The sequence below is a fragment of the Flammeovirga agarivorans genome, assembly GCF_012641475.1.
Taxonomy (GTDB): domain Bacteria; phylum Bacteroidota; class Bacteroidia; order Cytophagales; family Flammeovirgaceae; genus Flammeovirga; species Flammeovirga agarivorans.
Window position 1 is genome coordinate 846750 of the sequence record NZ_JABAIL010000002.1, and the last position, 24388, is coordinate 871137.

The following is a 24388-nucleotide window of genomic DNA, read 5'->3' on the forward strand; positions in this document are numbered from 1 at the left end:
TCGGCTTAACTATTATTAGCTAAAGGAACAGTCTTATTCGGAGAAGAAGTACCCTATCAAAAAAATATTTAAGGAAAAGTGTGACTTTTAGAAAACCCTGCGAATAATAAGATAAACATTAAAAGTTCAGACCATGAAAACAATAAAATCACATTCAACTAAAACGAATTGAATGGAGACAAACAGAAAAAATAAATTCATATCGACAATCAATTCACACAAAAAAATCATTTACAAGATTGTGAATTCTTATTGTCAGGATATTGAAGATCGAAAAGATTTGGAGCAGGAAATCATCATTCAATTATGGAATGCTTTTGATAAGTATAACCCAGAATATAAATACTCTACTTGGATGTATCGGATTGCACTAAATGTAGCTATTTCATTTTACAGGAAGGAAAAGAAATGGCTAGCCAATAATGATTTTTCTAGCGTAGAATCTATTTACAATGTCGTTGATGAGAATGAAGACGAGACGGAGTTAGACAACAATATAAAGTTGTTACAACAATTCATTAATGATTTAGATGAATTAAATAAAGCTCTGATGCTGTTGTATTTGGAAGAGAAGTCGTACGTTGAAATCGCAGAGATTTTAGGTATCTCAAAAACTAATGTAGCGACAAAAATCAGTAGACTTAAATTAAAATTAAAGAAAGAGTTTCAAAAAAATAATAGATAATGGAAGATATAGAACTAAAAAAATTATTCGCCGCATACGATTCAAAGCTGGATAAAATGCTTCAGGTAAATGACGCTGTAATCGATTCATTGCCACTTGATAAATCTAAAAAAAATAGAGATCGTATCGTAAGATTTAGAAGTATTGAAGTAGCAACTTTTAGTATCATTGTGCTATTATTGGGCGGATATATTGCTAACCATTGGGGGCAAACACATTTAGTTATCAGCGGAATTATTGTACACCTATTTGCAATAGTTGCTCTTGTGGGAAGCATAGGCCAAGTTGTGCTCCTACGACAAATTGATTTCTCAAAACCTATTGTTGAAATCAGGAAAAAAACGGAGCTTGTTAATGCACATGGTTTATTATTTATAAAATTGATATTCCTTTCTACTCCTGTTTGGTGGGCTTATGCAATTGTAGGTATTAATGTCATCCTTGGAGTGGATCTATATCCTTATTTAGAGCCAGGTTTCGTACAAAGATATTTCATCGCCAATTTCCTTTTGGTTATCCCAATTGTATGGGCCTTTAATAAGTTATCACACAAAAATTTACATATTAAATGGGTAAGAACGACAATCAAAGTATTTACTGGCTCTAAAACAATGGAGGCTTTGGAAGCTATAAACGAAATTGAGGAGTTTGAGAAGTAAATATTTACATCTTACAGTGAAAAATAATGCTCCTTTTTTATGAATTGGGAGTTGAAATAGATTTATTTCCCCCTCATCAGCCCAGGACTTAAGTCCTGGGCTGATGAGGGAAAGTATTGTGTTAAGACTAACAAAGAATATAATCACAAATTATCCCTAAATTTGCCCTCACCACAACAAACTTATTTAACCACTAAAAAATATGTCAGGAATAAAAGCAATTCGTTTTATAGGTCTTCTAGAAGGGATCTCTTTCCTATTAATTCTGTTTGTTTCAATGCCATTGAAATACATTGCAGATATACATGAGCCAAATAAAATTATTGGAATGGGGCATGGCGTATTATTTATTCTATATGTAGCCATTGTCTTATACATTCACTTCACTATAAAATGGGGCTTCAAAAATAGTGCTTGGGCATTTGCAGCATCACTGATTCCATTTGGAACTTTTGTGGCAGATAAGAAGATATTTAAAGGTTATGATAACTAGACTTTGGTTATTCAAATCCAGCAAAAGTATAACAATAAAAAAATATCATAAGTCAGCATCATAAACTGACTTATGATATAACTAAAAATTACCAAGCGACTTCTTCGCCCATATGAATAAATTTACCGTTAAAGTCTGTTTCTTCTTCAAGAGAAAGACTTACTGATGTTTTCGCTCCATCTACTACTTCCATTGGTGCACCGTCTGTACCTAGATCAGTTTTTACCCATCCTGGGTGTGCTGAATTTACGTTGACATTTGTCCCTTCTAAAGCGGCTGCCAAATGAACAGTAAATGAATTAAGAGCGGCTTTTGAAGCATCATAAGCAAACGGTTTTACACTATAATAAGGAGATTCGGTATCGCTTTGTACGGTATTAGATCCCAAAATACTTGACAGGTTGACAACTCTTCCTGCATCACTTTTCTTCAGTAATGGTAACAATTCCTGTGTTAAATTCACTACACTGAAGAAATTGACATCAAATGTATTTTGTAAAGTACTTGAAGAAATATTTTCTGATGTGTTCGTTCCTAGTGGTTCATCTTGATGCATAATACCTGCATTATTCACCAAGATATCAAGCTTTCCATACTGACTTTCAATATAGCCTTTTAGCGTTTTGATTTCAGAGTTACTGGTCACTTCCAATTGGACTAATTCAACGTCCAAACCTTCAGATTTCAGCTTTTCTACTGCAGTCTCTCCTTTCGATTTATCTCTAGAAGCCATCAGTACTTTGATACCTTTTGCCCCTAATTGACGAGCAGTTTCAAAACCTAATCCTTTGTTCGCTCCTGTTACTAATGCTATTCTTTTCATTTTACTAAAGTTTAATATTTAAAGATTGAATGATGATGTAACAAATGTAGAGGGCTTGTGATATAAAATGAAATCGTTTAATTTTAGTCATGATATAAATAAATTAATATCACTATGATTAATTTAGAATGGTATAGAACTTTCAAAGCAGTATATAAACATCAGAGTTACTCTAAAGCTGCTGAAGAATTATTTTTAACGCAACCCACCGTCAGCAATCAAATGAATATGTTAGAGGCAGCAGTTGGGCATAAATTATTTACTAGAAAATCAAAAGGGGTTGTACCAACAGATCATGCGAAGTTTCTGAATAATTTGATTATTGAATCTTTAGATACGCTGGAAAAAGTTGAGGCAAGCTATAGCAAATCAGTCAAAAAAGAGGACAAACAATATATTTTCGGCCTTAACGAAAACCTTTATAAAAGCTTTGTTTCTAAAGACTTATTAGAAACTTTCAAGCACTTGACCGTACATTTTGAAGCTGATAATCAAAAGTTATTTGACATGGTCAATAATCAACAAATTGATGCAGCTATAATTAAAGAGGATATACAAACGTTTGATGTATTGTCTGAAAGAATTATGCAATCACAATTAATCGTAGTTGGACACCCAAATATTGATACCCATAACCTCAAAGATTTCATTCGTAAAAATGAATTGAACAAAATTCAAAAGTGGTTAGAAGGCCAAGTTTGGTTTTCACACATGTCTACAAATCCATTTATTAAGTTGTTATGGATGCATTGCTTTAACAAAAAGCGACCGAAGATTTTCACAAACTATATCATCCCAAATGAATATTTCATGTTACAAGAATTAACTGAAGTCGAAGGGGTCGCTGTAACATTAAAACATAATGCTCAAGAATTTTTAGATCAGAAACAACTACAATTAATTTGGGAACCCAATGATTATCCAATCAGAGATTACTATCTAATTGCACATAAAAAACAAGAACCTTTCTTTACTATTTTGAAGTCTATTTTTCAGAAATGATTTTTTGATGGGGATAGAATAAAATCAGCATCGTCTTTTTCCCTTCAAGACAACATTTTGTAGGCATGAGTACTGACCCGAGTTACGCTACTCATTTTTACGATAGACAAGCTGCTTTGAAATAAGGTTTTGTGAAGCTGGTGATGGAATGGGATGAATAATAATCTTTTATTCTTTACTGTTTTAATAGAATGATAGTGTACAGTAATAATCGTTAGTGTAATACTTTTTATCTATTTTTTGTATTGCGAAGATATTTTTGTTTTATTAATGATATTGGGGTAAATTTAGAGAACCTTACAGCATTCTAAGACCACTCATTTATAATAGAACATTACAATGAATCTAGAAATCATAATTTCAATTATTGCTTTGATTTTTTCAATAGGAAGTAGTTTTGCCTATTGGTTTTTACGTAACGAAAGTAATACAATTGCTAAAAGTGTAAAAGAATTACAAGATGAAAGAAATCAAATCATGAAAATGGGTATTGATCAACAAGAAAGAGTTGTCAATCTAGATGAAAAAAAATATGAAAATGAAAAAGATGATAGGTTTAATGCAGAAATTGATAGATTCATGAATGATATAGATCAACATGATGATATTAATATTAAAACATATACAATCATAGTAACGGTTCAAAATGCTATGACCTTAGTCAAAGTAAGAACTAATGGTAATTATAAAATTGATCCTATTATTTCTAGATTATGGTGTGAATTAGGAACTAGATGCATGAAATCAAAAATACCAATTCTAACCAACTTAGGTAAAACATTATATTCAAAAAGTGTTGGTTACTCTACAGGTGAGTATATGTCTGATACAACTTTTAAGGTAATTCAAGAACAAATTAATGGTATATCTTCTTACTTAAAAAGTAATAGTTCACGAAGACAATTAATAGATGCTATTGAATTAAGTAAAAGTATTGAACTAGAAAATAAGAATACATTAAGTATAAAATATGAAGTAGATAAAAAGTCAGGTATTATAAAAAAAAATTATATAATCTGAGAAATAGTAACCAAAGGTAATACAGCTCCTTCATAGAAGTGTGAAAATTTATCCAACATTAAAAATATTGTTTGATTTTAATTGTGAATATAATCTTCCGGTTATTTTATTTTTTCAAGTTAATGAAAACAGTGTTATTGATTATAAATTTATAGAGTTAACAGAACAAAAAATTGAAAATTCATTTCTAGAAATAAAAAGTTATTACAACTCAGCAGTTAAAAGATTAAAAATGATATAAGAAGAAAATTACAATAATGCACAACCAATTTTTTCAACATTAACATCTGGAATTGAAGGTGAAGAATTTTTTCAAAAGATGAAAATAATCACAAAATCCTTTCCTGTTCAACTCTTATTCAGTTTTCTAATTGGCAAAATATAAACTATTACTAATACTATTCTTATGAATATTAACAAAGCTATTACTTACAGTCTTTTATCGCATATTCGATCTAATTCAACCTTAATCCAAGGTCCTCTTGATATATTTGTCCCCTTAATTAAAAGGGTATTATCAAAAATGAATGAGGATGGAATATTTAGTGGGAAAAGTATTATTGAAATAAAAACATATTCTGACAGGCTATATTCTTTTGACTTTCCATTACCTGTAATAGAAAACATATTAAGGATAATTGAAAAAGAAGTAAATATAGATGGAGAAATAAAATTCTCATTTTACCAAGATAAAGCTTTTGAAATTAATCAATATGTTTTTACTGAATTTGAAGAAGAAATAAGAAATCATAAACAAGAAGTTAAAAGTTTAGAAAAACTTTTTAAAGATTTCTGTGATTCTTCAGGATTTGAAGAGTATAAAAACAAATCTATTTTTGATTTTATAGAAAAGAGCAAATTAGATTTATCTAAATATTTAGCAAATAAGGATTCTGATATAAGGGATAATTTTTCTATTGAAGCTCAATTCATAGATTATTTTAGATCAATTACTCCCGTTTACAACCTTATAAAAAAAATTTTTTTAGGGTCAATAATTTCTGGTTATATTGAATATCATACTTCTGAAGCATCTGTAAAGGTTGAACTTTTATTAGATACTAATTTTATAATTGCTGCATTAGACCTTAATACTTCAGAATCTACTCATACATGCACTACATTATTAAAAATAGCCAAAGATCAAGGTTATATATGTAAGGTTATGAACATAACCATTGATGAAATTACAAACTTATTAAAGGCTAAAGCAAATAACTTTAATAGTAGTTTTTTACAAAAAGTTGTATATCCTGAAGATATATATAATGCCTGTGAAAGAAGAAAATTAAATAAAGCTGACATTGAATTAATTATTGACAATTTAGAGGATGAGATAAGAAAACTTGGTATAGATGTAATATATGATACCTCTAAAATTCAAAACAAAGCGAAATACACTAATGAATATTTCACATTAATAGAGCATAGAAATACTAAAAAAGCTGCACTACATGATGCTACAGCTCTAGTCTATGTAAGAGAAAAAAGAGGAAAAAAGATTTATGAATTTGACAAGGTAAATTGTTGGTTTGTAAACAATTCTATTTCACGTGAAGGAGAAAGTGGTTATATAATTAACGGACAACAACCTGAAACTATTAAAGCTGATGATTTATTAAATATATTATGGCTAAGTAACCCTCAATCCTCAATAGATATTAGTGACGATGAGTTGTCAGATATAGGTTTATCTTCTTTAATATCATTAGCCTTAAATAAAGAATTACCAGCCACTTCAGTAATTAGAGAATTAGATGATAATATTCATAAATACTCATCATCTGAAATTTCGGATAACGACATCTTAAGAATTGCAACTCGAATTACTAGTAAACAATTAAAAGATATCGAATCAGTTAATACATTAGCAAGTGATAATAAAGAAGAATTTGTTCGCAGACTTAAAGAAGAAGCTAAAAAGCAACAAATAATAGATAATAAAAGGTTTAAAATGCTTGAAGCATCAGTAAATGAATTAGCTCAAAAAGCTGAACATTTTTACAATGCCAAAGAAAAAATAGAAAAAAATGATCAACTAAAAGATGATGAATTAAAAAAATTAAGGGCTAAAACTAGAGAACAAGAAATAAAGAAAGAAAAAGAGAAGAAAAAATTAGAGAAATTAGAAGCAGAAACTAGTGAATATCAAAAAAACAACAATATTCTTGAAAAGGCATTACTAGATGAACAAAATAAAGTAATAAAAATTAAACGAAAAGATTTTATTCATAAAGAGTTAATGAAATGGCGTTTAAAAAGTTGGGGTGAATTTTTATTATTAGTAGGTATCGTTCTTAGCTGGTTTTTATATTTATTTTGGACTTCTGACTTTAGCCTAGATAAAGTTCAAACTGATATCTTAGAAATAAAAGCTAATTTTTGGATAAGTATTATTATGTCAATTTTTGGATTTATACTCACAAAAATTACCATTCCAACTTTATATGGTAAATATAGAAATCATTCAAACATTGAAAACTTCAAAAAAAATTTAGAAATTCCTGAGGATTGTAAAGATTTAAAAGAAGTTAAAATAAATTTAAAAAACCTAGCTTAGTAAACAAAAGACCCCATAACCAAAAGCTATGGGGTCAATCAGAATAAATAAGATATGAATGAACAGCGAAGTGTGATGCCTAATATTTCACACTTGCTGCTTTGAATTTGCCGTCGATTTGTACGCCTTGCATTTCTAAGTATTGCAATCTGTACAAGTACGCAGCGCCGTTGAACAATGCATGAGCAACGTCTACTGCTTTACGGTTTTCCCAGTTTTCAAGAGGAGTACCTTTTACCCACTCGTTGAATGCACCCATTGCAGGACCACACCAGATTTGGTAATCCAACTCTCTACCTTTCACACCACGGTTAGCCCATGAAGAAGAAAGACCTAAGTACCAACGGAAGATCAATGCCATCTTACGCTTTGGATTGTTTTCTGATCTTGTGATTTGCTCTGGATCACGCTCTTGGAAAAACTCAATACACATCTTCCAGATGTTCTCTAATGAATCTTGGAAGACTGTCTTTTCTAACGTTGTACGCTCTTTTTCAGGAATCGCATCGATACCGTCATAAGCGATGTACGTATCATATAATTTTTGTGCTCTTAAAGCGAACAATGTTCCCTTCTTCAACACTTGTAATTTCACTCCTAACTCAAACATATCCGATGCTGGCGCCATCATGATATCTGTCATTCCCGCTTGTGCTAACACCTTACGAGAGTGGTCTGATGCACCTGACTCTAAACATGCTTGGTTGATTGAACCTGTTACTACAAACGCCGCACCCATAGCGAAAGCCGCTAATACCGATTGAGGCGTTGAGATACCACCTGCTGCACCTACACGTACTTGCTCAGGGTAGTTCAATTCTTCTTGGATTCTGTTTCTTAACAATAACACTGAAGGTAATAATGATACCAACGGTCTATTGTCTGTATGTCCACCCGAATCCGCTTCTACAGTGATGTCGTCTGCCATTGGAACTGATAACGCCAATGTTGCTTGCTCAGCAGTAATCTGACCTTCTTCTACCAACTTGTCTAAGATCGACTTTGGTGCTGGACGCATGAATTTCTCCGCTACTTCTAAACGAGATACTTTTGCGATGATCTTGTTTTCCATATGGATCGATCCATCCGCATTTTTGCGTAACCCTGCCGCTCTGAACTTCACTACAAATGGTGTTAAGTCCATAAATGCAGACGCTTCAATCACTTTTACTCCACGCTTTAAGAACAACTCACAAGCTTCACGCTCTAAGGCCACCTCATTTGGTGAGTGAATTAAGTTGAATGCATACGGTCCGTTTGGTAATGCCGCTTGAATCTTATCGATTGCCTGCTCAATTCTTGCAGGAATCAATCCACCTGCACCAAATGAACATAACATACCTGCTTTACCTAAAGCAATCACTAGGTCTTCCGAAGAAATACCATTCGCCATTGCACCGCCCATATAGTTATATTTCAAACCATACGCTGCTCTGAATGAAGGATCACCCAATGCTTCTGGAGCATAAGCTGGAATGTTCGCTAATAATTCAGCAGACTGTAAATCCGATGAAGTGGCTGTTCCCATTCCATCCGCTACACCTACTGTACCTTCTTGGTTTCTGATCACAAAAAGCTGTTTGTCTAATTTCTCAAACTGCTGCTTGATCTCCTCCGTTGTATATTTTGCAAAGCTTGAAGCACCAAACCACTTTGAAGTAGATTTAGCTGTCGATTTTAAGCCGCTATTTTTAATCAATGTTGTATTCATCTTGTTTGAATGAATAATTAAGTGTTATCAAAATGTTTCAAGTGTTAAGCGTTAGCGTCACTTGGAACTAAGTCATTGGCGAAGTCTCCTGACTTCGAAGTAAACCAAAGTCGGGTTCGATATATACCCCACGACTGAAGTCGTGGGCTGGTAATATTTCTACCTATAAAGACTAAAGTCTTCATCGGTTCTTACATCTCATAAAACATCTCGACTTCAGTCGATAATGTTTTCCTATATCACTAGCCCATGACTTCAGTCATGGGTAACCCAATTTTGAATCTATTCGATTCAGAAATTAGCTGATCACTAATGAAAGGTCAGTAATTTCATAGATTCTTAAATCACCTTTCCAAAGGTTCGCATCTACAAGGATTACGACTTTACCGTTTTCCTTTGTTACTTCTTTGATATGGCAATCAAGGTTCATTGTTGGGTCACCTTGAAGGATTTGACCTCTATATTTCCAAACTGTTTTGTTTGGTGCATGGTGGTTGAAACCAACGTTTGTCATGCCTTCACCTAAGTTGTTTTGCAACGCCCAAACTTGAACTGCTTGGTGGATTGCTTCAACACCTAATGAACCTGGCATTACAGGATCTTGGTAGAAGTGACAAGTGAAGAACCAATCATAGTTATGGATGGCACGAGTGGCATGGATATAACCTTTGCCATACTTACCACCTTCTTTGATGATCGTTGCACTATCTAACAAGTTCAACTGATCTTCTGCCAAGTGTAATCTTGGAGAAGCTGGGTTGGTCGACTTGTACAACTTCATTTTACCGAACAATGAATCTAAGTTGAAAGTGATAGCATTCTTCTTGTCGTAATCCGTCACGTCTTTCCATGCTGCTACTTTTTCACCTGAGTCAAGACCTGCTTGGCTAGAAAGGTCAGCTACTGTAAAGAATCCGAATGAAGATTGACCTACATAGAATACTGTACCATCTACTGAAAGTTCGAATGTATAACGTTGTAATACTGTACCTGCAAGGTTTGTATGTGACGTCATTACTACTTTATTTGTAATCGTTTTTCCTCTTAGATCAATGTCAACTAACATCTCACCATCACCGTCAAGGTTACGGAAGAATAAGTCTTTGTCTGGCACTGATAAAGTAGAACCTAAGTAAGCACCTAAGAAACCACATGGTTGTAAGGCTACTTCCATCAATACTGAATAAGGCATTACTGGTGAAGCATTTTGCTTAAAGTACCATGCGTCTACAGGAACATCATATTCAGAGATGATTGTAGGGTTGTTACTAAAGTCATGTCTCTCATTGCTGATTGATAAAACTCTAGAGATTACTTGTAGGTCAGTGTTTGGCTGACGCGATAACGAACGTCCTTCGAATACTTTGTACTCATCACCGAAACACTTGTAAACTGGACCTAATGCGAATTGAGTGATATCACCTTCGTCTAATAGAACTGGCTTGTTCACTGGCTTCACATACACACCATGATTAGTGTTCGCTAAGTCCTTTTTATATTGAGGGTTGTCTTTTTCTTGTAAACGAAGACCTAAGTTTTCAAAGTATACAGACGACAATCCGTCATAGATAATTTCTAAATCAGCTACTACGTATGGCTCAGGAACTAAACCTACTTCCTTCACATCCATACGGTAAATTAGCTTACCATCTTTGGCATTTACCTCTTTACGACATCTTACTTTTTGAGGGATGTCTAATACAGGTTGGAAACGAGCATCTTTAGTTAAACGCTGCATACCCATGTATAACATTAAGAAACGTAATAACTGTCCACCGCCTTCAGCTTGTAATGAACCTGCTAAAACTTCGTCATCTCTGAAGTGACAAGGGAAGTACCAATCGTCTGCCTTCAAGTCTTTCTCAGCTTCAATCCATCCTAGACCAGCATGACCACCTTTGATATCTAACTTAGTGATACGGTCTAACATTAAGATGTCTTTTGGAGGAAGACGTAATGATTTGTTTCTACCTAATGTATTGTAATCCGAACCAAATACACCTTCTAAATCACCTTGAGTTAACGCTAAAAGCTCCTCTTGGTTGAAAGTAGTTTTATCACAGTGTAATAATGGCTCAAAGAATTGCTTCTTACGGTTGTTTCTTTCTTCTAATTCCTCTGGCTTGTATACTACACCTTGACCTTCTGCAAGGTCTGCTTCGTTGAAGAAACCAGCACAACCACCACGCATTTTCAGCACCATTCTGTCCTCAACATAGCAGTCGTAACGGAAGAAGAATAAAAGGTTGTTACCATTACGTACATAGCTATCAATGCTGATGTCATAACGTAACGTTTGTCCTTCGAAAGGAAGATCATCCAAGAAAGTAAGAGTACAGTCTAATAGACGGTATTTGTACTCACCTTTGTTTTGGAAGTCAATCCCTAAATATGAAATTAATAATAAGTCACACTGACCTGACTCTACCGCTACAGCCCAAGGAATTTGTCCGTCAGTTGCGAACCAAGAGTTGTAAGGGATATCGTACTCTGTTGTTAAGCTTGAAGACTTGTACTCATTTGTCTTAGCATTCAATTTCGTTACACGGCTCACCAATAAGTATGGAGGCATTGGTAACATTACACGACAAGGGTAAGTGTCGATGATAGAGTACTCAGGACCGAATACATCTGAGATTTTACCAGTAGCAAAAGTCAATAGATCTTGTTCGTTCCAGATCGCATCTTTCTTGCTTGCTTTGTAATCAGGTGCATCGAAATCATAAAGCGCTAAGCCATTCTCAGCAATCTTTTGTTTCACCTTATTTTCAATCACATCTAAGGCTGAATTCTTATCCATATCTTTGGTTGTTGTTTGTTCTTCTTCTTTTTCTGATAAAGCAAACATGTCAAACTCTTCTCCTGCTATTACAGGCTCTGTTGTGTTGACTCTGTTTGTAGAATTAATGAAGGCTGCTTTGTTTTCCGCAGTAAATGCGAATTCTTCAAAACGGTTACCTCCAGTATGTAATGTTTTATAGATTTTCTTTCTTTGAATACCTTTCGCAGAAGTCTTTGCAATGATAGCTCCTAAGTCCAGTTCAACACCCTGACCTAATAACTGAGCCACCATTCCCATAAAGCTCTTTAAAGAATCAGAACCCTTACGGTCTGTTGCAATCGTTGCAAACTCCTCACCTTTCAAGATCTCACCGATCCATCTAGAAAGCGTTGCATTCGCTCCTACTTCAATAAACAATTTGTGACCATCTTCTTTCATGCTTCTGATCAGCTTTGGAAGATTCACTTCCTCACAGCATACATCTTTCGCATTCTTAGCGATGTCATCCTCATTTAAAGCTAAAGGCTTTTGTGTTACACCAGAGTATACCGTCTGTGGAATCGCCTTCTGTAATGGAAGGTGATGCATAGTGATAAACTCTTCCGTTACGCGACTGATAAACGGATGATGTACACAGTTGTTGATGGTTAATGTCACCGATGAAAGAGCATGCTTCTGCATAATTTCTTCCAAGATGTCATTATCACCAGACATGATGATTTCAGAATCTGTGTTGATGAATGTCAAGTACACTCTTTCGTACTTTCCTTCTACTTCACCTCTGAACCAATCTTCTAAAGTAGCATACCCTAAAGTTTTAGCATTTAAGGTAATCAAACGGCTTCTCCATTTCGATTTTGCAGTGGCAGCATCCATGCCCCATTCTTCACCAAGAATAGTCATATCACCACCTACAATTTCAGAGAAGATATTCGACTCTAAGAATTTCTCATCAACTAAATGAGCATCCCAGAAACCTTGAGAATACCATAAACTTGAAGTCTCGCCCATGCTGTAACCCGCTAACGAGTCTGCTTTCACTTTTAATACATCTTGTAAAAGTGTAGTGTAAGCTGAAGCAAAGGCAACACCGATCGCCATTACTGGAAGTGCATTTGTACCAAGATTTTCCTCTTGTTTTTTCACTTCTTCAGCCGTTGGCTTTTTCAATGTTCTAGGGTATAAATATTCTGTAAAGAACGCTCTGTTCGGGTGATTTACAGAATTTTTGATGTGATCATACAAGCTAGGGAACATCTGTAATAAAGAAGCTCCAAAACCTTGGTATGCCGCACCAGAACCAGGGTACATCATGGCTACTTTACCATCCTTCGCAATTGGGTTAGGATTGTAGTAGCTACCCGTTGGCATTTGTAAAGCTTTCTTTCCTTTGTAAGCATCTTTCATATGTGCTTGGAAGAACGCTACATCACGCATTAATTCTTTTTCGTTTTTCGCAACGAAAATAGGCTTAATTGGTGCTGCAGGGTTAAATGCTTCACAAAGTTTGTCTGATGTTTCATTGAAACCTAACGTTTCTACATCAGTCAAAATACCTAAAAGTTGTTCGTTAATTCCTGCAGGTCTTTCAATAGAAAGTGGGAATAAACGCTCTCCTCCTTTGGCTAAGTAAGGGCTACGATCATCTAACTTCGGATGAGAAGCTTCAGACATTAAAACATGTGCCGAAGAACCATCTGTCGCTAGACCTGAAATCGCCGCTCTTAATGTATCTTTTCCTTCTTCGATTACCCAAGGTGATGAAACCTGAGGAACGTAGAAAGGTGTGTTTTTAAATTTCTCCTCAAACTTAGGACCCGACCACTGTGGAGTAGCAGGAATAAATCTGTGGTATAAAGCTAAAGCTGAACGAATGATAGAAGCGATACCCGAAGCAGAGAATGTATGACCTACAGTTGCTTTCGCAGAACCTAAGGCACAAGTTAATTTCTCTTCTTTTGATTGGTACACTGAAGTTAAACCTTCAATTTCCGCTTTATCTTCAGAAGCAATACCTGATGCTGATACTTCTAATAATCCGATATCAGAAGCATCCAAACCATTACTTTGTAATAACTCTTCTGCACCCTTCGCTACTGCTTGACTGTTGATTTCACCATTCAATGAAGATAAGTCAGATTGTACAATCGCTACATCATCAATTTGAGCATACACGCGATCATTTTTCGCATCTTCCGCTCTCTTGATTACAATTGCACCTGCACCTTCACCAATGTTCCATCCATTCGTTTCTGTATTCCAACCGAATGAAGTATCTCCTGTATTTACAGGATTTAAAACATGACGGCTCAATACACCTTCCATACTTCCAGCTAAGTCGATCGCACCTACCACTACGGCATCCACTTCACCTAAAGCCAACATATTTCTCGCTACGTCCAATGCTTTATATACTGCATTTTCGTTCGATGAAATAGTGAATGAAGGACCAGTAAAATCCCAAAGTGCAGAAACTCTACTCGAAATAATGTTACCGATAAAACCAGTATGTTCCGATGGAGAGTGATCTTCGAAAGCTTGGAATACAGAGTTCTTTAAAACATCAGAAAGTGAATCTTTCTTCTGCACATCCATGTCTAGACCTGCCATTTCTAATGCTTTCTCTACTTGCCAAATTAGATCCCAACGTCCCATACGGTGATGGATTTCTAATTCAGATTCCATTGCTGTCAATACGGCAATGTTTGCTCCCTTACCTTCCAGCTCTTTTAAGCCTGCATCATGCAATGCTCTATCAGCTACAGTAAGCATTAAAGTCTGCTGTAACGTTAAACGTTCTGCTTCTTTCGGTTGGATTTTGAAACGAAGAATATCTAAGTCAAATTCTTCCAACCACGCTCCTTTCAAGCGTTTTATATCTTCTAACCCAAGCCCTTTCTTCAAAGTCTCCAACTCTTCCATTCCTTTCCAACGGTTAGCCGGTAAGTTTTTGAAGAATTGTTGACCCTGATAAAGAGATAAATAAAAATCTTCCAAGCTGGCACATCCACCGAAGTGAAGATCCATACCAACAATTGAAAGAGGTTGTTTGGGTGATGTAATCTGTTCTTTTGCTACCTCTACTTTCTCATCGTAAGCCGATAAGATCATATGGGCATTGGTACCACCAAAACCGAAAGCATTAATACCTGCATGTGGTTGCTCTCCTTTTAATGGCCACTCTTTATTTTCTAACATCATTTGGTCTCTTCCTACCTTCTGATCGTTAGAATGTACAGCACCATCAATTTTGATAGTCGCTGGAATAAACTTCTTTTGCATGGCAAGGATCACCTTCAACATACCCGTCATACCGGCAGCTGTTAGCAAGTGTCCCATGTTTGATTTTACAGACCCTAAGAATGGAGGTCTTACTTCTTCTTGTGCAAAGAAATCACTAATTGAATTGATCTCCGTCGTATCACCAAGAGGCGTACCTGTTGCATGACATTCTAAGTAATCAATTTCAGCTGGTGTTAGGTCAGTTCCTTTGTAAGCTCTCTCGAAAGAAAGTTTTTGTCCTTTAGGGTTTGGACTTAAAAGGAATTTACCTTTACCATCATTCGATAAACCAACACCATCGATAACGGCTAAAATCTTATCACCGTCTCTTTTTGCATCGCTTAATCGCTTTAATACAACCATACCTGCACCTTCAGATGAAGTCAATCCTCCGGATGTATTATCCAAAGGAGCTGACTTCTCATTCATGCGGGCATACGCATGGAAATAAGAGAACCCCATGTGAATAAACAATGGATCGGCACCACTTACAGCACCCGCTAACATCATGTCAGCTTTACCCAATTGTAATTCATCAATTGCTAATTTAATTGCATATAAACTAGAGGCACAAGCAGCGTCTAATGAATAGTTGGTCGAAGTCAATCCTACCGCTTGAGCGATCAAGGCAGAAGGTGAATTCGTCAATAATGTCTCATGAATATTTGCATCGTAGTTCGTATTTGCGAAAGGAACTTTTACTTCCTCTCCTGTTAATTCAGTGAATACTTTCCCTGCCATATCAGCATATATAGGCGAGAAGATTTGACGGGAACGACGCGTAGGGAAAGACAAGTTACCCACAATAACACCACAGTTTTTATCCTGTGTGTTTTGCCAGTAACCACTATCTTTTAAAGCTTGTTGAGCTACATATAATGACCATTTGAATTGATCATCTTGTTTAGCTAGTAAGTTTTTCTGGATTTTATAGTCTGATGGGTCAAATTCGAAATCACGAACATAACCACCACGAATCGCATAACATTTATCCAGTTTACCTTTTTCTGTATGATAAAGTCGCAAGGGATCTTGTCCAAACGTCTTTTCATCAGATAAAGTTACGAGGTCTTTGTTATCAAGTAGGTTGTTCCAGAATCCATCTAGTGTGGATGAACCTGGGAATAAACCTCCCATACCAATGACCGCTATTTTGTCTTTTTTACTCATTCTATATCTTATTTTCTTCTTTCTCTTTTTATGAGATTAGAAGTTTAATTGGTAGGTTATCTCCATCAATATTTCAAGTGTTAAGCGTGAGCGTCACTTGGAACTTATCATTGGCGAAGTCTCCCGACTTCGAACATAATCACTACATCTTTATCCATTTCGAAGTCAGGAGACTTCGTCAATGTGTCATCACAAGTGACGCCTTTCGGCTTAACACTTGCGATATAAGATGAAGTTATTACTCCTTCCTACTTTCAATTTTGGTGTCTAAGATTTTCACTTAGACAAATGATTCAGCTTTTCAACTTTATCACTTAGATGACTCAGGTCTAACGAAAGACCTGAACCATTATAGTTACTGGCTCAAGCGTTAAAACTTGAACCAGATTTTGTTTGATGTGTGTGGCCTTACGACCAAGTTAATTCACGGCTGATTGTCATTGCCGCTCCGTAACTTTTCATATAAACTTTTCCAGTTTCAGCATCATAAGCTGTGATATCTGAAACCATTGAGAAGTCATCTGCTTTTTTCACCTCGATCTTCACATAGAATGGCTTACCGAAAGGTAAAGCGTCGAAGATCTCAACGTAATCAGTGCTTAATGGTAAGCTTGCTGCACCGTGGAAGCGACGTACCCAAACGACTGCTCCTTGATACATGATATCCATTAAGTAAGGATTTACCTTTTTCACTGGCACTTGACCTTGGCGTTCTTCAGTGACACCTTCATGCTCACATTTGAACAACATGCTGTTTTCGTTCATCTCAAGAATAGACTTGATACCGTTGAAATCAGCTCCATGGAAAAGTGTTCCGTCTGTATATACTGAAGTTGCATCCGCTACCGCTGGTGTAATTGAACCGTTAGGTAATTCCATCACTGGTGCTTCAACAGGCTCAGAAGTTAAGGTGATCTGTGTTTGGTAATGGTTCAGCGGAAGTTTACCTCCATTTTCACTAGAAACGTTCACTGTCAACGTTACAGTATTTTCTGATTTTGACGTTTCTGTTACTTTAATTGTGTAGTCTTCCGCCTGAGTACCATCAAATACGATTCCTTTGAAAAGTTTAGCGTTATCTACTCTTAGCACATTGAAACCAGGATATAAATCCGTCGCTGTTTGTACCATCCAAGTAGAAGCGTTTACGATTGGTAATACTGCATTACCTTGGATCATATGATGTTGAAGGAAAGGATTCTTCTCTTCTGTCATATTTCTCTTGATCGTAAAACTTTTCAAATCACCTGAAATATCTGCTTTTGCAAGTGGCAAAGTACCACCTAAAATCACTTGAGGTTGTGCTTTAAAAGCATCACTTAATTGATCCACCATTGCTACAGGACCTTCATCAGAAGGAACTAGAGAAACACCATGCGCTTCGAATAATTTCTTTAATTCTCCGCTTACCATACCTGCATCCCATGCACCCCAGTTGATAGAAGCAACATGTACGTCTGGATGGTTTTTCTTGAATAAGTGTGCTACTCTGTTCAATACCTCGTTGGCAATTGCATAGTCTGTTTGACCAACGTTACCGTAGAAACCGGCTACAGAAGAGAACAATACAACGTGTTGGATATCGTGGATACTACCAGCGGCTACCGCTGCTAATAAACCAGAGATCTTCACATCATAAACGTTATCGAAGTCTGTTGCTGTTTTATTTTCTATCAGTTTGTCTGCTAAACGACCTGCACCGTGGATGATTCCTGTAATGGCACCTGTTTTCGCAACGATTGGCGCTACAGCTGCTTTTAATTTTTCAGCATCTGTAACATCTGCCGCAGTGTAATGTGCTTCCGCTCCAACACTTTGAATGTACGCTAAGTTCTCTTGGATTTCTCTTTGAGAAAGTACCGCACCTACCATTCTGTTCACTGTCTTAGGAAGTGGTTTCTCACCGCTTTCCTTCAAGAACATCATAGCATTTCTTTTCAAGATTGGTTCTTCTGCTACACCTTGTGCCCATGTTGGCTCTTCTGTAGTCAATGCCGAACGACCTACTAAGATAAACTTAGACTTGTACGTTTTCGCCATTGCTCTAACACAATCCGCCGTTACACCTTTGGCACCACCTGTTACTAAGAATACGTTTTGAGAAGTGATTCCAGAAGTACGAACTGTACCTGCTGTATGTGCTTGCTCAACTGCTGCAAGAGTGAAACGTTTTCCTTCATCGTTGTAAGAAGTTTCAGTAGTAGAAACGTCAGCGTCATTTAATTCCGCTACGATTTTCTTCGCTGCAACTTCCGCCTTCAATTGAGGAGAAAGGTCTACACCTCTACAGAATACGTTTGTCCATTCTAAGTTTAATGATTTCGTTAATCCGAAGTATCCACCTCCGATTACTGAAACATTACCAGGGTTCTTCGTTCCGAAAGCACCTTCTAAACGTGTTACCGTCATGAATGAAGCTCTAGTTGATTTAGAAGCATATTCATTTAAAGTAGGTTTTAAGTGCTTCGCCAATAAGTAAGCCGCTTTCAACAATTCTTTTTCCTTGTCGAAGTGCATACCCCATTGACCTAACGGGAATCTAAAGTGAGGATGTACATTAATAAATTGATCTACTCCACCGATTTGTGCTAATGCTGCTTTGATCGCATCATCAGAAATTTCAGCTAGAGCAATCTCCTTTACCTCGTTTGGTAAAGTCACTGCTGATTGACGAACCAATGAAGCTGGCATTGTCAATACAGCTACTTTTCTTCCTTCAGCCAATAATTCTTGAGCTAAAGAAACTGTTAATCCCGAGCCATCATTTGTAATGACTGTCCATGCATCTGCATTTTTCTCGATCACCAATTGATCTGGCTCGGGAATATATTTCAAGGCAACTGAATAACGAGCTACTCGATCATAGTTTCCTGAAAGGAATGAAGTATGATCTTCTGCTACTGTTGTTTCAGCTACTTCATTAGTAGACTTTTTTTTTTCGATTGACGAATTAGTATTCGCCTCTACACTGGGGGTGGACGCTCCCGCCTTCGATGAGATATACTCAGCAATCTGAGCTAGCGTTCTCAACTCGGCTAATTCTTGTGGATCTACACCTTGAACTGATGGATTTGCTTCAGTCATTGCACCGAAGATCTCAACACGCTTGATTGAGTCAATTCCTAAATCAGCTTCCATATCCATTCCCATTTCTAACATCTCTGCTGGGTAACCTGTCTTCTCTGCAATTACTTCTAAAAGTGATGCTTCGATTTCTGCATTTGTTACGCCACCTTGAGCTGGTGCTGCTGCTACTGGAGCCGCCGCTGGTGCAGGAGCTGCTGCCGGTGCTGATGTTGCACCTGCTTTACCTGAAATGTATTCAGCAATTTGAGCTAATGTTCTTAACTCTGCTAATTCTTGTGGGTCTACTCCTTGAACTGATGGATTTGCCTCTGTCATCGCACCGAAGATTTCAACACGCTTGATAGAATCAATTCCTAAATCAGCTTCCATATCCATACCCATCTCTAACATCTCTGCTGGGTAACCTGTCTTCTCTGCGATTACTTCTAAAAGTGATGCTTCGATTTCTGCATTTGTTACACCACCTTGAGCTGATGGAGCTGCAGTTTCTTGAGCCGGTGCTGCTGCTACTGGAGCCGCCGTTGGTGCAGGAGCTGCTGCCGGTGCTGATGTTGCACCTGCTTTTCCTGAAATATATTCAGCAATTTGAGCTAATGTTCTTAACTCTGCTAATTCTTGTGGATCTACTCCTTGAACTGATGGATTAGCCTCAGTCATCGCACCGAAGATCTCAACACGCTTGATTGAGTCAATTCCTAAATCAGCTTCCATATCCATACCCATTTCTAACATCTCTGCTGGGTAACCTGTTTTCTCAGCGATTACTTCTAAAAGTGATGCTTCGATTTCTGCATTTGTTACGCCACCTTGAGCTGCTGGAGCTGCAGTTTCTTGAACCGGTACTGCTGCTACTGGAGCCGCTGCTGGTGCAGGAGCTGCCGCTGGTGCTGAAGTTGCACCTGCTTTTCCTGAAATGTATTCAGCGATTTGAGCTAATGTTCTTAACTCTGCTAATTCTTGTGGATCTACTCCTTGAACTGATGGGTTAGCCTCTGTCATCGCACCGAAGATTTCAACACGCTTGATTGAGTCAATTCCTAAATCAGCTTCCATGTCCATTCCCATTTCTAACATCTCTGATGGGTAACCAGTTTTCTCAGCGATTACTTCTAAAAGTGATGCTTCGATTTCTGCGTTGGTTACGCCACCTTGAGCTGCTGGAGCTGCAGTTTCTTGAACTGGAGCCGCTGCTGGTGCAGGGGCTGCTGCTGGTGCTGAAGTTGCACCTGCTTTTCCTGAAATGTATTCAGCAATTTGAGCTAATGTTCTTAACTCTGCTAATTCTTGTGGATCTACTCCTTGAACTGATGGGTTAGCCTCAGTCATCGCACCGAAAATTTCAACACGCTTAATTGAGTCAATTCCTAAATCAGCTTCCATGTCCATGCCCATTTCTAACATTTCTGATGGGTAACCAGTTTTCTCAGCGATTACTTCTAAAAGTGATGCTTCGATTTCTGCGTTTGTTACACCACCTTGAGCTGGTGCTGCAGTTTCTTGAACTGGTGCTGCTGCTACTGGAGCCGCTGCTGGTGCAGGAGCTACCGCTGGAGCTGAAGTTGCACCTGCTTTTCCTGAAATATATTCAGCAATTTGAGCTAATGTTCTTAACTCTGCTAATTCTTGTGGATCTACTCCTTGAACTGATGGGTTAGCCTCAGTCATCGCACCGAAGATTTCAACACGTTTGATTGAGTCAATTCCTAAGTCAGCTTCCATATCCATGCTCATTTCTAACATCTCAGAAGGGTAACCTGTCTTCTCAGCGATTACTTCTAATAAAGATGCTTCGATTTCTGCATTTGACACACCACCTTGAGCTGGTGCAGGTGCTGCTGCTACTGGAGCCGCTGCAGGAGCTGGAGCTGGAGTTTCAGCTACTGGCGCTGGAGTTGGCACTTCAACTGGAGCTTGTAACTGCTCTGTAGCAGGAGCTGCTGCTGAAGCTAATTGATTATTTGTTTGCATGTTGAACAACGATGCCAACATTTGCTCAATTCTAGTTTGTTGTTCAGTTAAACGCTGAATATCTGCTTGGATTTGATCCAATACTGCCTTCTCTGCCATAGAAGCTGAATTTTGTTTCTGACGTAATTTTTCTTCAATAATTTGAGACATGTCTGTTGTCTCAGCAATCACCGTCTCGATTTCCTCAACTAACGGTGCTTTTTGCGAAAGCACTTTTCCTCCCTTCGCTAATATATCTTGGTATCTCTTCTTGAAGCCATCAGTCAAGTAGTTTGTACCTGAGATCTGAACATTCATCTTAGACTTCGCTCCACCTGCTTGAACTGGTCTAGCATAAGGGTCAAAGTTTTGGATTTGGATACCCATTACAGCCAATTGGATAGCTGCCTCTCTCAACTGAACATCTGAGTTTTTCTTAGGATTAGGGTTTAATGCAATCACTTGGTGATCTTGACCTGCTAAGATTTCAGAAGTTAAGTTGGATAGAATATTCTTTGGTCCAAATTCAACGAACACTCTTGCACCTTCTTGGTACATTTTCTCGATTTGCTCTTTGAATTTAACTGGACTTAAGATGTGTCTCTTTAATGTTTCTTTGATGAACTGTGGTTGTGCTGGGTAAGCAGAACCTAAAGTATTTGAATAAAGCTTTCCTTGAGGGGCAGCGATATTTGTGTGATCTAATACTTCAGCGAAAGGCTTAGACGCATGACCTACGTAAGGTGTATGGAATGCTGCAGAAACTGGTAGGATAGTCGCTAATAAGCCTGCTGCTTTTAATTCCGTTTTTAGTGCTTCCAATTCGTTCTTCGCACCACCTAAGATCGTTTGTGTACCTGAGTTGATGTTCGCAACTTGTACATTTTGGTATTTACCAATGTAAGGTTGAACAGCTACTACATCACCTTTCACAGCCATCATTGTACCTGCATCTACACCTGCTTGAGCTGACATTGCTTGTCCTCTTTCTTTCGAAAGTTTGATGAATGTCGCTAAGTCAATGGCACCTGATGCATATAATGCTGAAAGTTCACCATAAGAGTGACCAGCAAAATAGTTTGCTTTGAAGCCTGCATTTTGTAAAATGTGATACATACCTACACTCAATGCACCAATTGCTGGCTGAGCATTTTCCGTTTGAGTAAGTACCGCTTGTTGTTGTTTACGCTCCTCATCACTGAATACAGGAATCGGATATACAGTCTCAGTTAAAGGTTTTTTGTTGCTCGCTTCGAACTCTCCGTTTACTTTCGCGAATACTTCACGAACTTGAGGGAATGACCAAGCGATCTCGTTACCCATGTTAGTATATTGAGAACCTTGTCCTGCGAATAAAGCAGCAACATTGTCCTTACCATTATAAGCGGCATTTCTATACCAAACATTTAAGATTGGGTTTTTCCACTCTGCTGCGTTCGCATCTTTCGATAATGCTGCAACAAATGCTTCTAATTTTTTCGTAGCCTCTTCAATTGATGAAGCAACGAAACCAACTCTTGGCTGGTTAGCAGGAACATTTTCTGCGAATGCTGTTGCTGATACTTCTTTGTAGTATGCTTTAGCATCTGCACCTGTAAGACCTGCAACATGTTTTTGAGCCAAAGCAACCAAAGCAGATGCTGATACTTCAGAAAGTAACCATTGTCTGTGGATGTTGTGAACTCTATTTTTCTCGATTGATTGACCTTTATACTCTTCTAATGAGAAGTGAAGGTTGACACCACCAAAACCGAATGCTGATACACCTGCTCTAAGCGGAGTAGCAGAATCCTTTTGGAACCAAGGACGAGTCTCAGAGTTGATATAGAATGCTTTCTTCTCAATCTCTAATTTCGGGTTCGGCTTTGTGATATTGATTGTACCTGGAAGGATTTTGTGGTGTAAGGCTAAAGCTGCTTTAATCATACCTGCTGCACCTGCTGCTGCTTTTGTATGACCAATTTGAGACTTTACAGAACCTAAGGCGATATGATTTGTTTTCACACCATCGTCACCGAATACCATCCCCATTGATACACCTTCTGATGCATCACCTGCGTTAGTACCAGTACCGTGAGCTTCAATTAGACCAACTGTTGATGGATCATAACCTGCTTCTTCATATGCTCTTCTCATCGCTAAAGCTTGACCTGAAGGACGAGGTGCATATACTGACTTATAACGACCATCTGAAGAACCACCAATACCGTTTACAACAGCATAGATTTTGTCTCCGTCACGTTCAGCATCTTCTAAACGCTTCATGACCATCATACCCACACCTTCACCGATCAACATACCGTCACCATCTTGGTCGAATGGACGGATGCTACCTTTACGAGAGAATGCAGGAGTTTTTGAGAATGACATGTACATAAATGGTGAGTTATCTGTGTCAACACCACCTGTAATCATCATGTCAGCTCTTTTTTCTACCAATTCAGCTACTGCCATTTTGATAGCAGATAAAGAAGCGGCACAAGCTGCATCTACTACTGAGTTGATACCACCAAAGTCAAAACGGTTGGCGATACGACCAGAAATTACGTTACCCAATAAACCTGGGAATGAGTTTTCTGTCCAAGGCACAAATGCTGCCTTCATTTTCTCAATAGCTACTGCGATTTGCTCTTCTGGCATTCCCATTGACTCTAATGCTCTTCTCCATACAGGGTACTGTAAACGAGCTGTCAAAGGAATAATTAGCTTTTGACCACCGCCAACGCCAAGAATTACACCTGTTCTTTCTCTTAATTCAGCTTTTAAAGCGTCTGAACCTGGAGCATAACCTGAATCGATTAAAGCGTCTTTTGCAACAGCAAGACCCAATAATTGAGAAGCATCAGTTACTTCTAAGATGTTTGGTGGTAAACCAAACTCCATTGGATTAAAATCGATTTTTGGAACGAAGCCACCTACTTTACAGTAAGTTTTATCTTCTGCTAATGGGTTGGGATCGTAATAGTCATCAATTTTCCAACGATCGTCAGGAACTTCCTTGATACAATCTACACCTTGGATGATGTTTTCCCAATACTTCTCTAGGTTCTCAGAGTCTGCAAAAACTGATGCCATACCTACAATGGCAATCGGTGTTTCTTTGAGCAGTTGGTTTGTGTCTGTCATATCTTTTATTCTTGGAATCTTACAATTTTTACACTGTAAGG

General features: G+C 37.5%; 10 protein-coding genes. 6 read left to right on the top strand and 4 right to left on the bottom strand.

Going from position 1 to position 24388, the window contains the following annotated elements:
* Positions 1-172 precede the first annotated feature (172 nt).
* The 3 genes from HGP29_RS08200 to HGP29_RS08210 all read left to right on the top strand — a co-directional run bounded on the left by HGP29_RS08200 (position 173) and on the right by HGP29_RS08210 (position 1837).
* Complete coding sequence (locus HGP29_RS08200) at positions 173-685, top strand: RNA polymerase sigma factor (protein WP_168881882.1); 513 nt, start codon at positions 173-175, stop codon at positions 683-685.
* On the top strand, positions 685-1344 hold the full coding sequence (locus HGP29_RS08205; RefSeq protein ID WP_168881883.1) for a hypothetical protein: 660 nt from the start codon (positions 685-687) through the stop codon (positions 1342-1344). The genes HGP29_RS08200 and HGP29_RS08205 overlap by 1 nt, the downstream gene beginning before the upstream one ends.
* A 202-nt stretch (positions 1345-1546) precedes the next feature.
* Positions 1547-1837 (top strand): DUF3817 domain-containing protein, encoded by a 291-nt coding sequence (locus tag HGP29_RS08210; protein WP_168881884.1) that lies wholly within the window; start codon positions 1547-1549, stop codon positions 1835-1837.
* Between the two features lie 88 nt (positions 1838-1925).
* Here HGP29_RS08210 and HGP29_RS08215 read toward each other — a convergent pair whose 3' ends face one another.
* Complete coding sequence (locus HGP29_RS08215; RefSeq protein WP_168881885.1) at positions 1926-2660, bottom strand: SDR family oxidoreductase; 735 nt, start codon at positions 2658-2660, stop codon at positions 1926-1928.
* 114 nt (positions 2661-2774) lie between these two features.
* Here HGP29_RS08215 and HGP29_RS08220 point away from each other — a divergent pair, with 114 nt between their 5' ends.
* The 3 genes from HGP29_RS08220 to HGP29_RS08230 all read left to right on the top strand — a co-directional run bounded on the left by HGP29_RS08220 (position 2775) and on the right by HGP29_RS08230 (position 7242).
* Positions 2775-3662 (top strand): LysR family transcriptional regulator, encoded by an 888-nt coding sequence (locus HGP29_RS08220; RefSeq protein WP_168881886.1) that lies wholly within the window; start codon positions 2775-2777, stop codon positions 3660-3662.
* Between the two features lie 339 nt (positions 3663-4001).
* The gene (locus HGP29_RS08225) at positions 4002-4682 is read left to right on the top strand and encodes a hypothetical protein (RefSeq protein ID WP_168881887.1); all 681 of its coding nucleotides are present in this window, start codon (positions 4002-4004) and stop codon (positions 4680-4682) included.
* A gap of 406 nt (positions 4683-5088) precedes the next feature.
* On the top strand, positions 5089-7242 hold the full coding sequence (locus HGP29_RS08230; RefSeq protein WP_168881888.1) for a hypothetical protein: 2154 nt from the start codon (positions 5089-5091) through the stop codon (positions 7240-7242).
* A 79-nt stretch (positions 7243-7321) separates the two neighbouring features.
* Here the strand turns inward: HGP29_RS08230 and HGP29_RS08235 are convergent, their stop codons facing one another.
* From HGP29_RS08235 to HGP29_RS08245, 3 genes are all read right to left on the bottom strand, one after another.
* Entirely contained in the window at positions 7322-8953 is a 1632-nt protein-coding gene (locus HGP29_RS08235; RefSeq protein ID WP_168881889.1) for a PfaD family polyunsaturated fatty acid/polyketide biosynthesis protein, read from the bottom strand.
* A 298-nt stretch (positions 8954-9251) separates the two neighbouring features.
* Positions 9252-16187 (bottom strand): beta-ketoacyl synthase N-terminal-like domain-containing protein, encoded by a 6936-nt coding sequence (locus tag HGP29_RS08240; protein ID WP_168881890.1) that lies wholly within the window; start codon positions 16185-16187, stop codon positions 9252-9254.
* 408 nt (positions 16188-16595) lie between these two features.
* Entirely contained in the window at positions 16596-24347 is a 7752-nt protein-coding gene (locus tag HGP29_RS08245) for a type I polyketide synthase (RefSeq protein WP_168881891.1), read from the bottom strand.
* Between the last annotated feature and the right edge of the window lie 41 nt (positions 24348-24388).

What these genes read in the sequence shown, in the direction of transcription:
- HGP29_RS08200 (WP_168881882.1), top strand. Translation starts at nt 173, where the DNA reads ATGGAGACAAACAGAAAAAATAAATTCATATCGACAATCAATTCACAC.
- HGP29_RS08205 (WP_168881883.1), top strand. Translation starts at nt 685, where the DNA reads ATGGAAGATATAGAACTAAAAAAATTATTCGCCGCATACGATTCAAAG.
- HGP29_RS08210 (WP_168881884.1), top strand. Translation starts at nt 1,547, where the DNA reads ATGTCAGGAATAAAAGCAATTCGTTTTATAGGTCTTCTAGAAGGGATC.
- HGP29_RS08215 (WP_168881885.1), bottom strand. Translation starts at nt 2,660, where the DNA reads ATGAAAAGAATAGCATTAGTAACAGGAGCGAACAAAGGATTAGGTTTT.
- HGP29_RS08220 (WP_168881886.1), top strand. Translation starts at nt 2,775, where the DNA reads ATGATTAATTTAGAATGGTATAGAACTTTCAAAGCAGTATATAAACAT.
- HGP29_RS08225 (WP_168881887.1), top strand. Translation starts at nt 4,002, where the DNA reads ATGAATCTAGAAATCATAATTTCAATTATTGCTTTGATTTTTTCAATA.
- HGP29_RS08230 (WP_168881888.1), top strand. Translation starts at nt 5,089, where the DNA reads ATGAATATTAACAAAGCTATTACTTACAGTCTTTTATCGCATATTCGA.
- HGP29_RS08235 (WP_168881889.1), bottom strand. Translation starts at nt 8,953, where the DNA reads ATGAATACAACATTGATTAAAAATAGCGGCTTAAAATCGACAGCTAAA.
- HGP29_RS08240 (WP_168881890.1), bottom strand. Translation starts at nt 16,187, where the DNA reads ATGAGTAAAAAAGACAAAATAGCGGTCATTGGTATGGGAGGTTTATTC.
- HGP29_RS08245 (WP_168881891.1), bottom strand. Translation starts at nt 24,347, where the DNA reads ATGACAGACACAAACCAACTGCTCAAAGAAACACCGATTGCCATTGTA.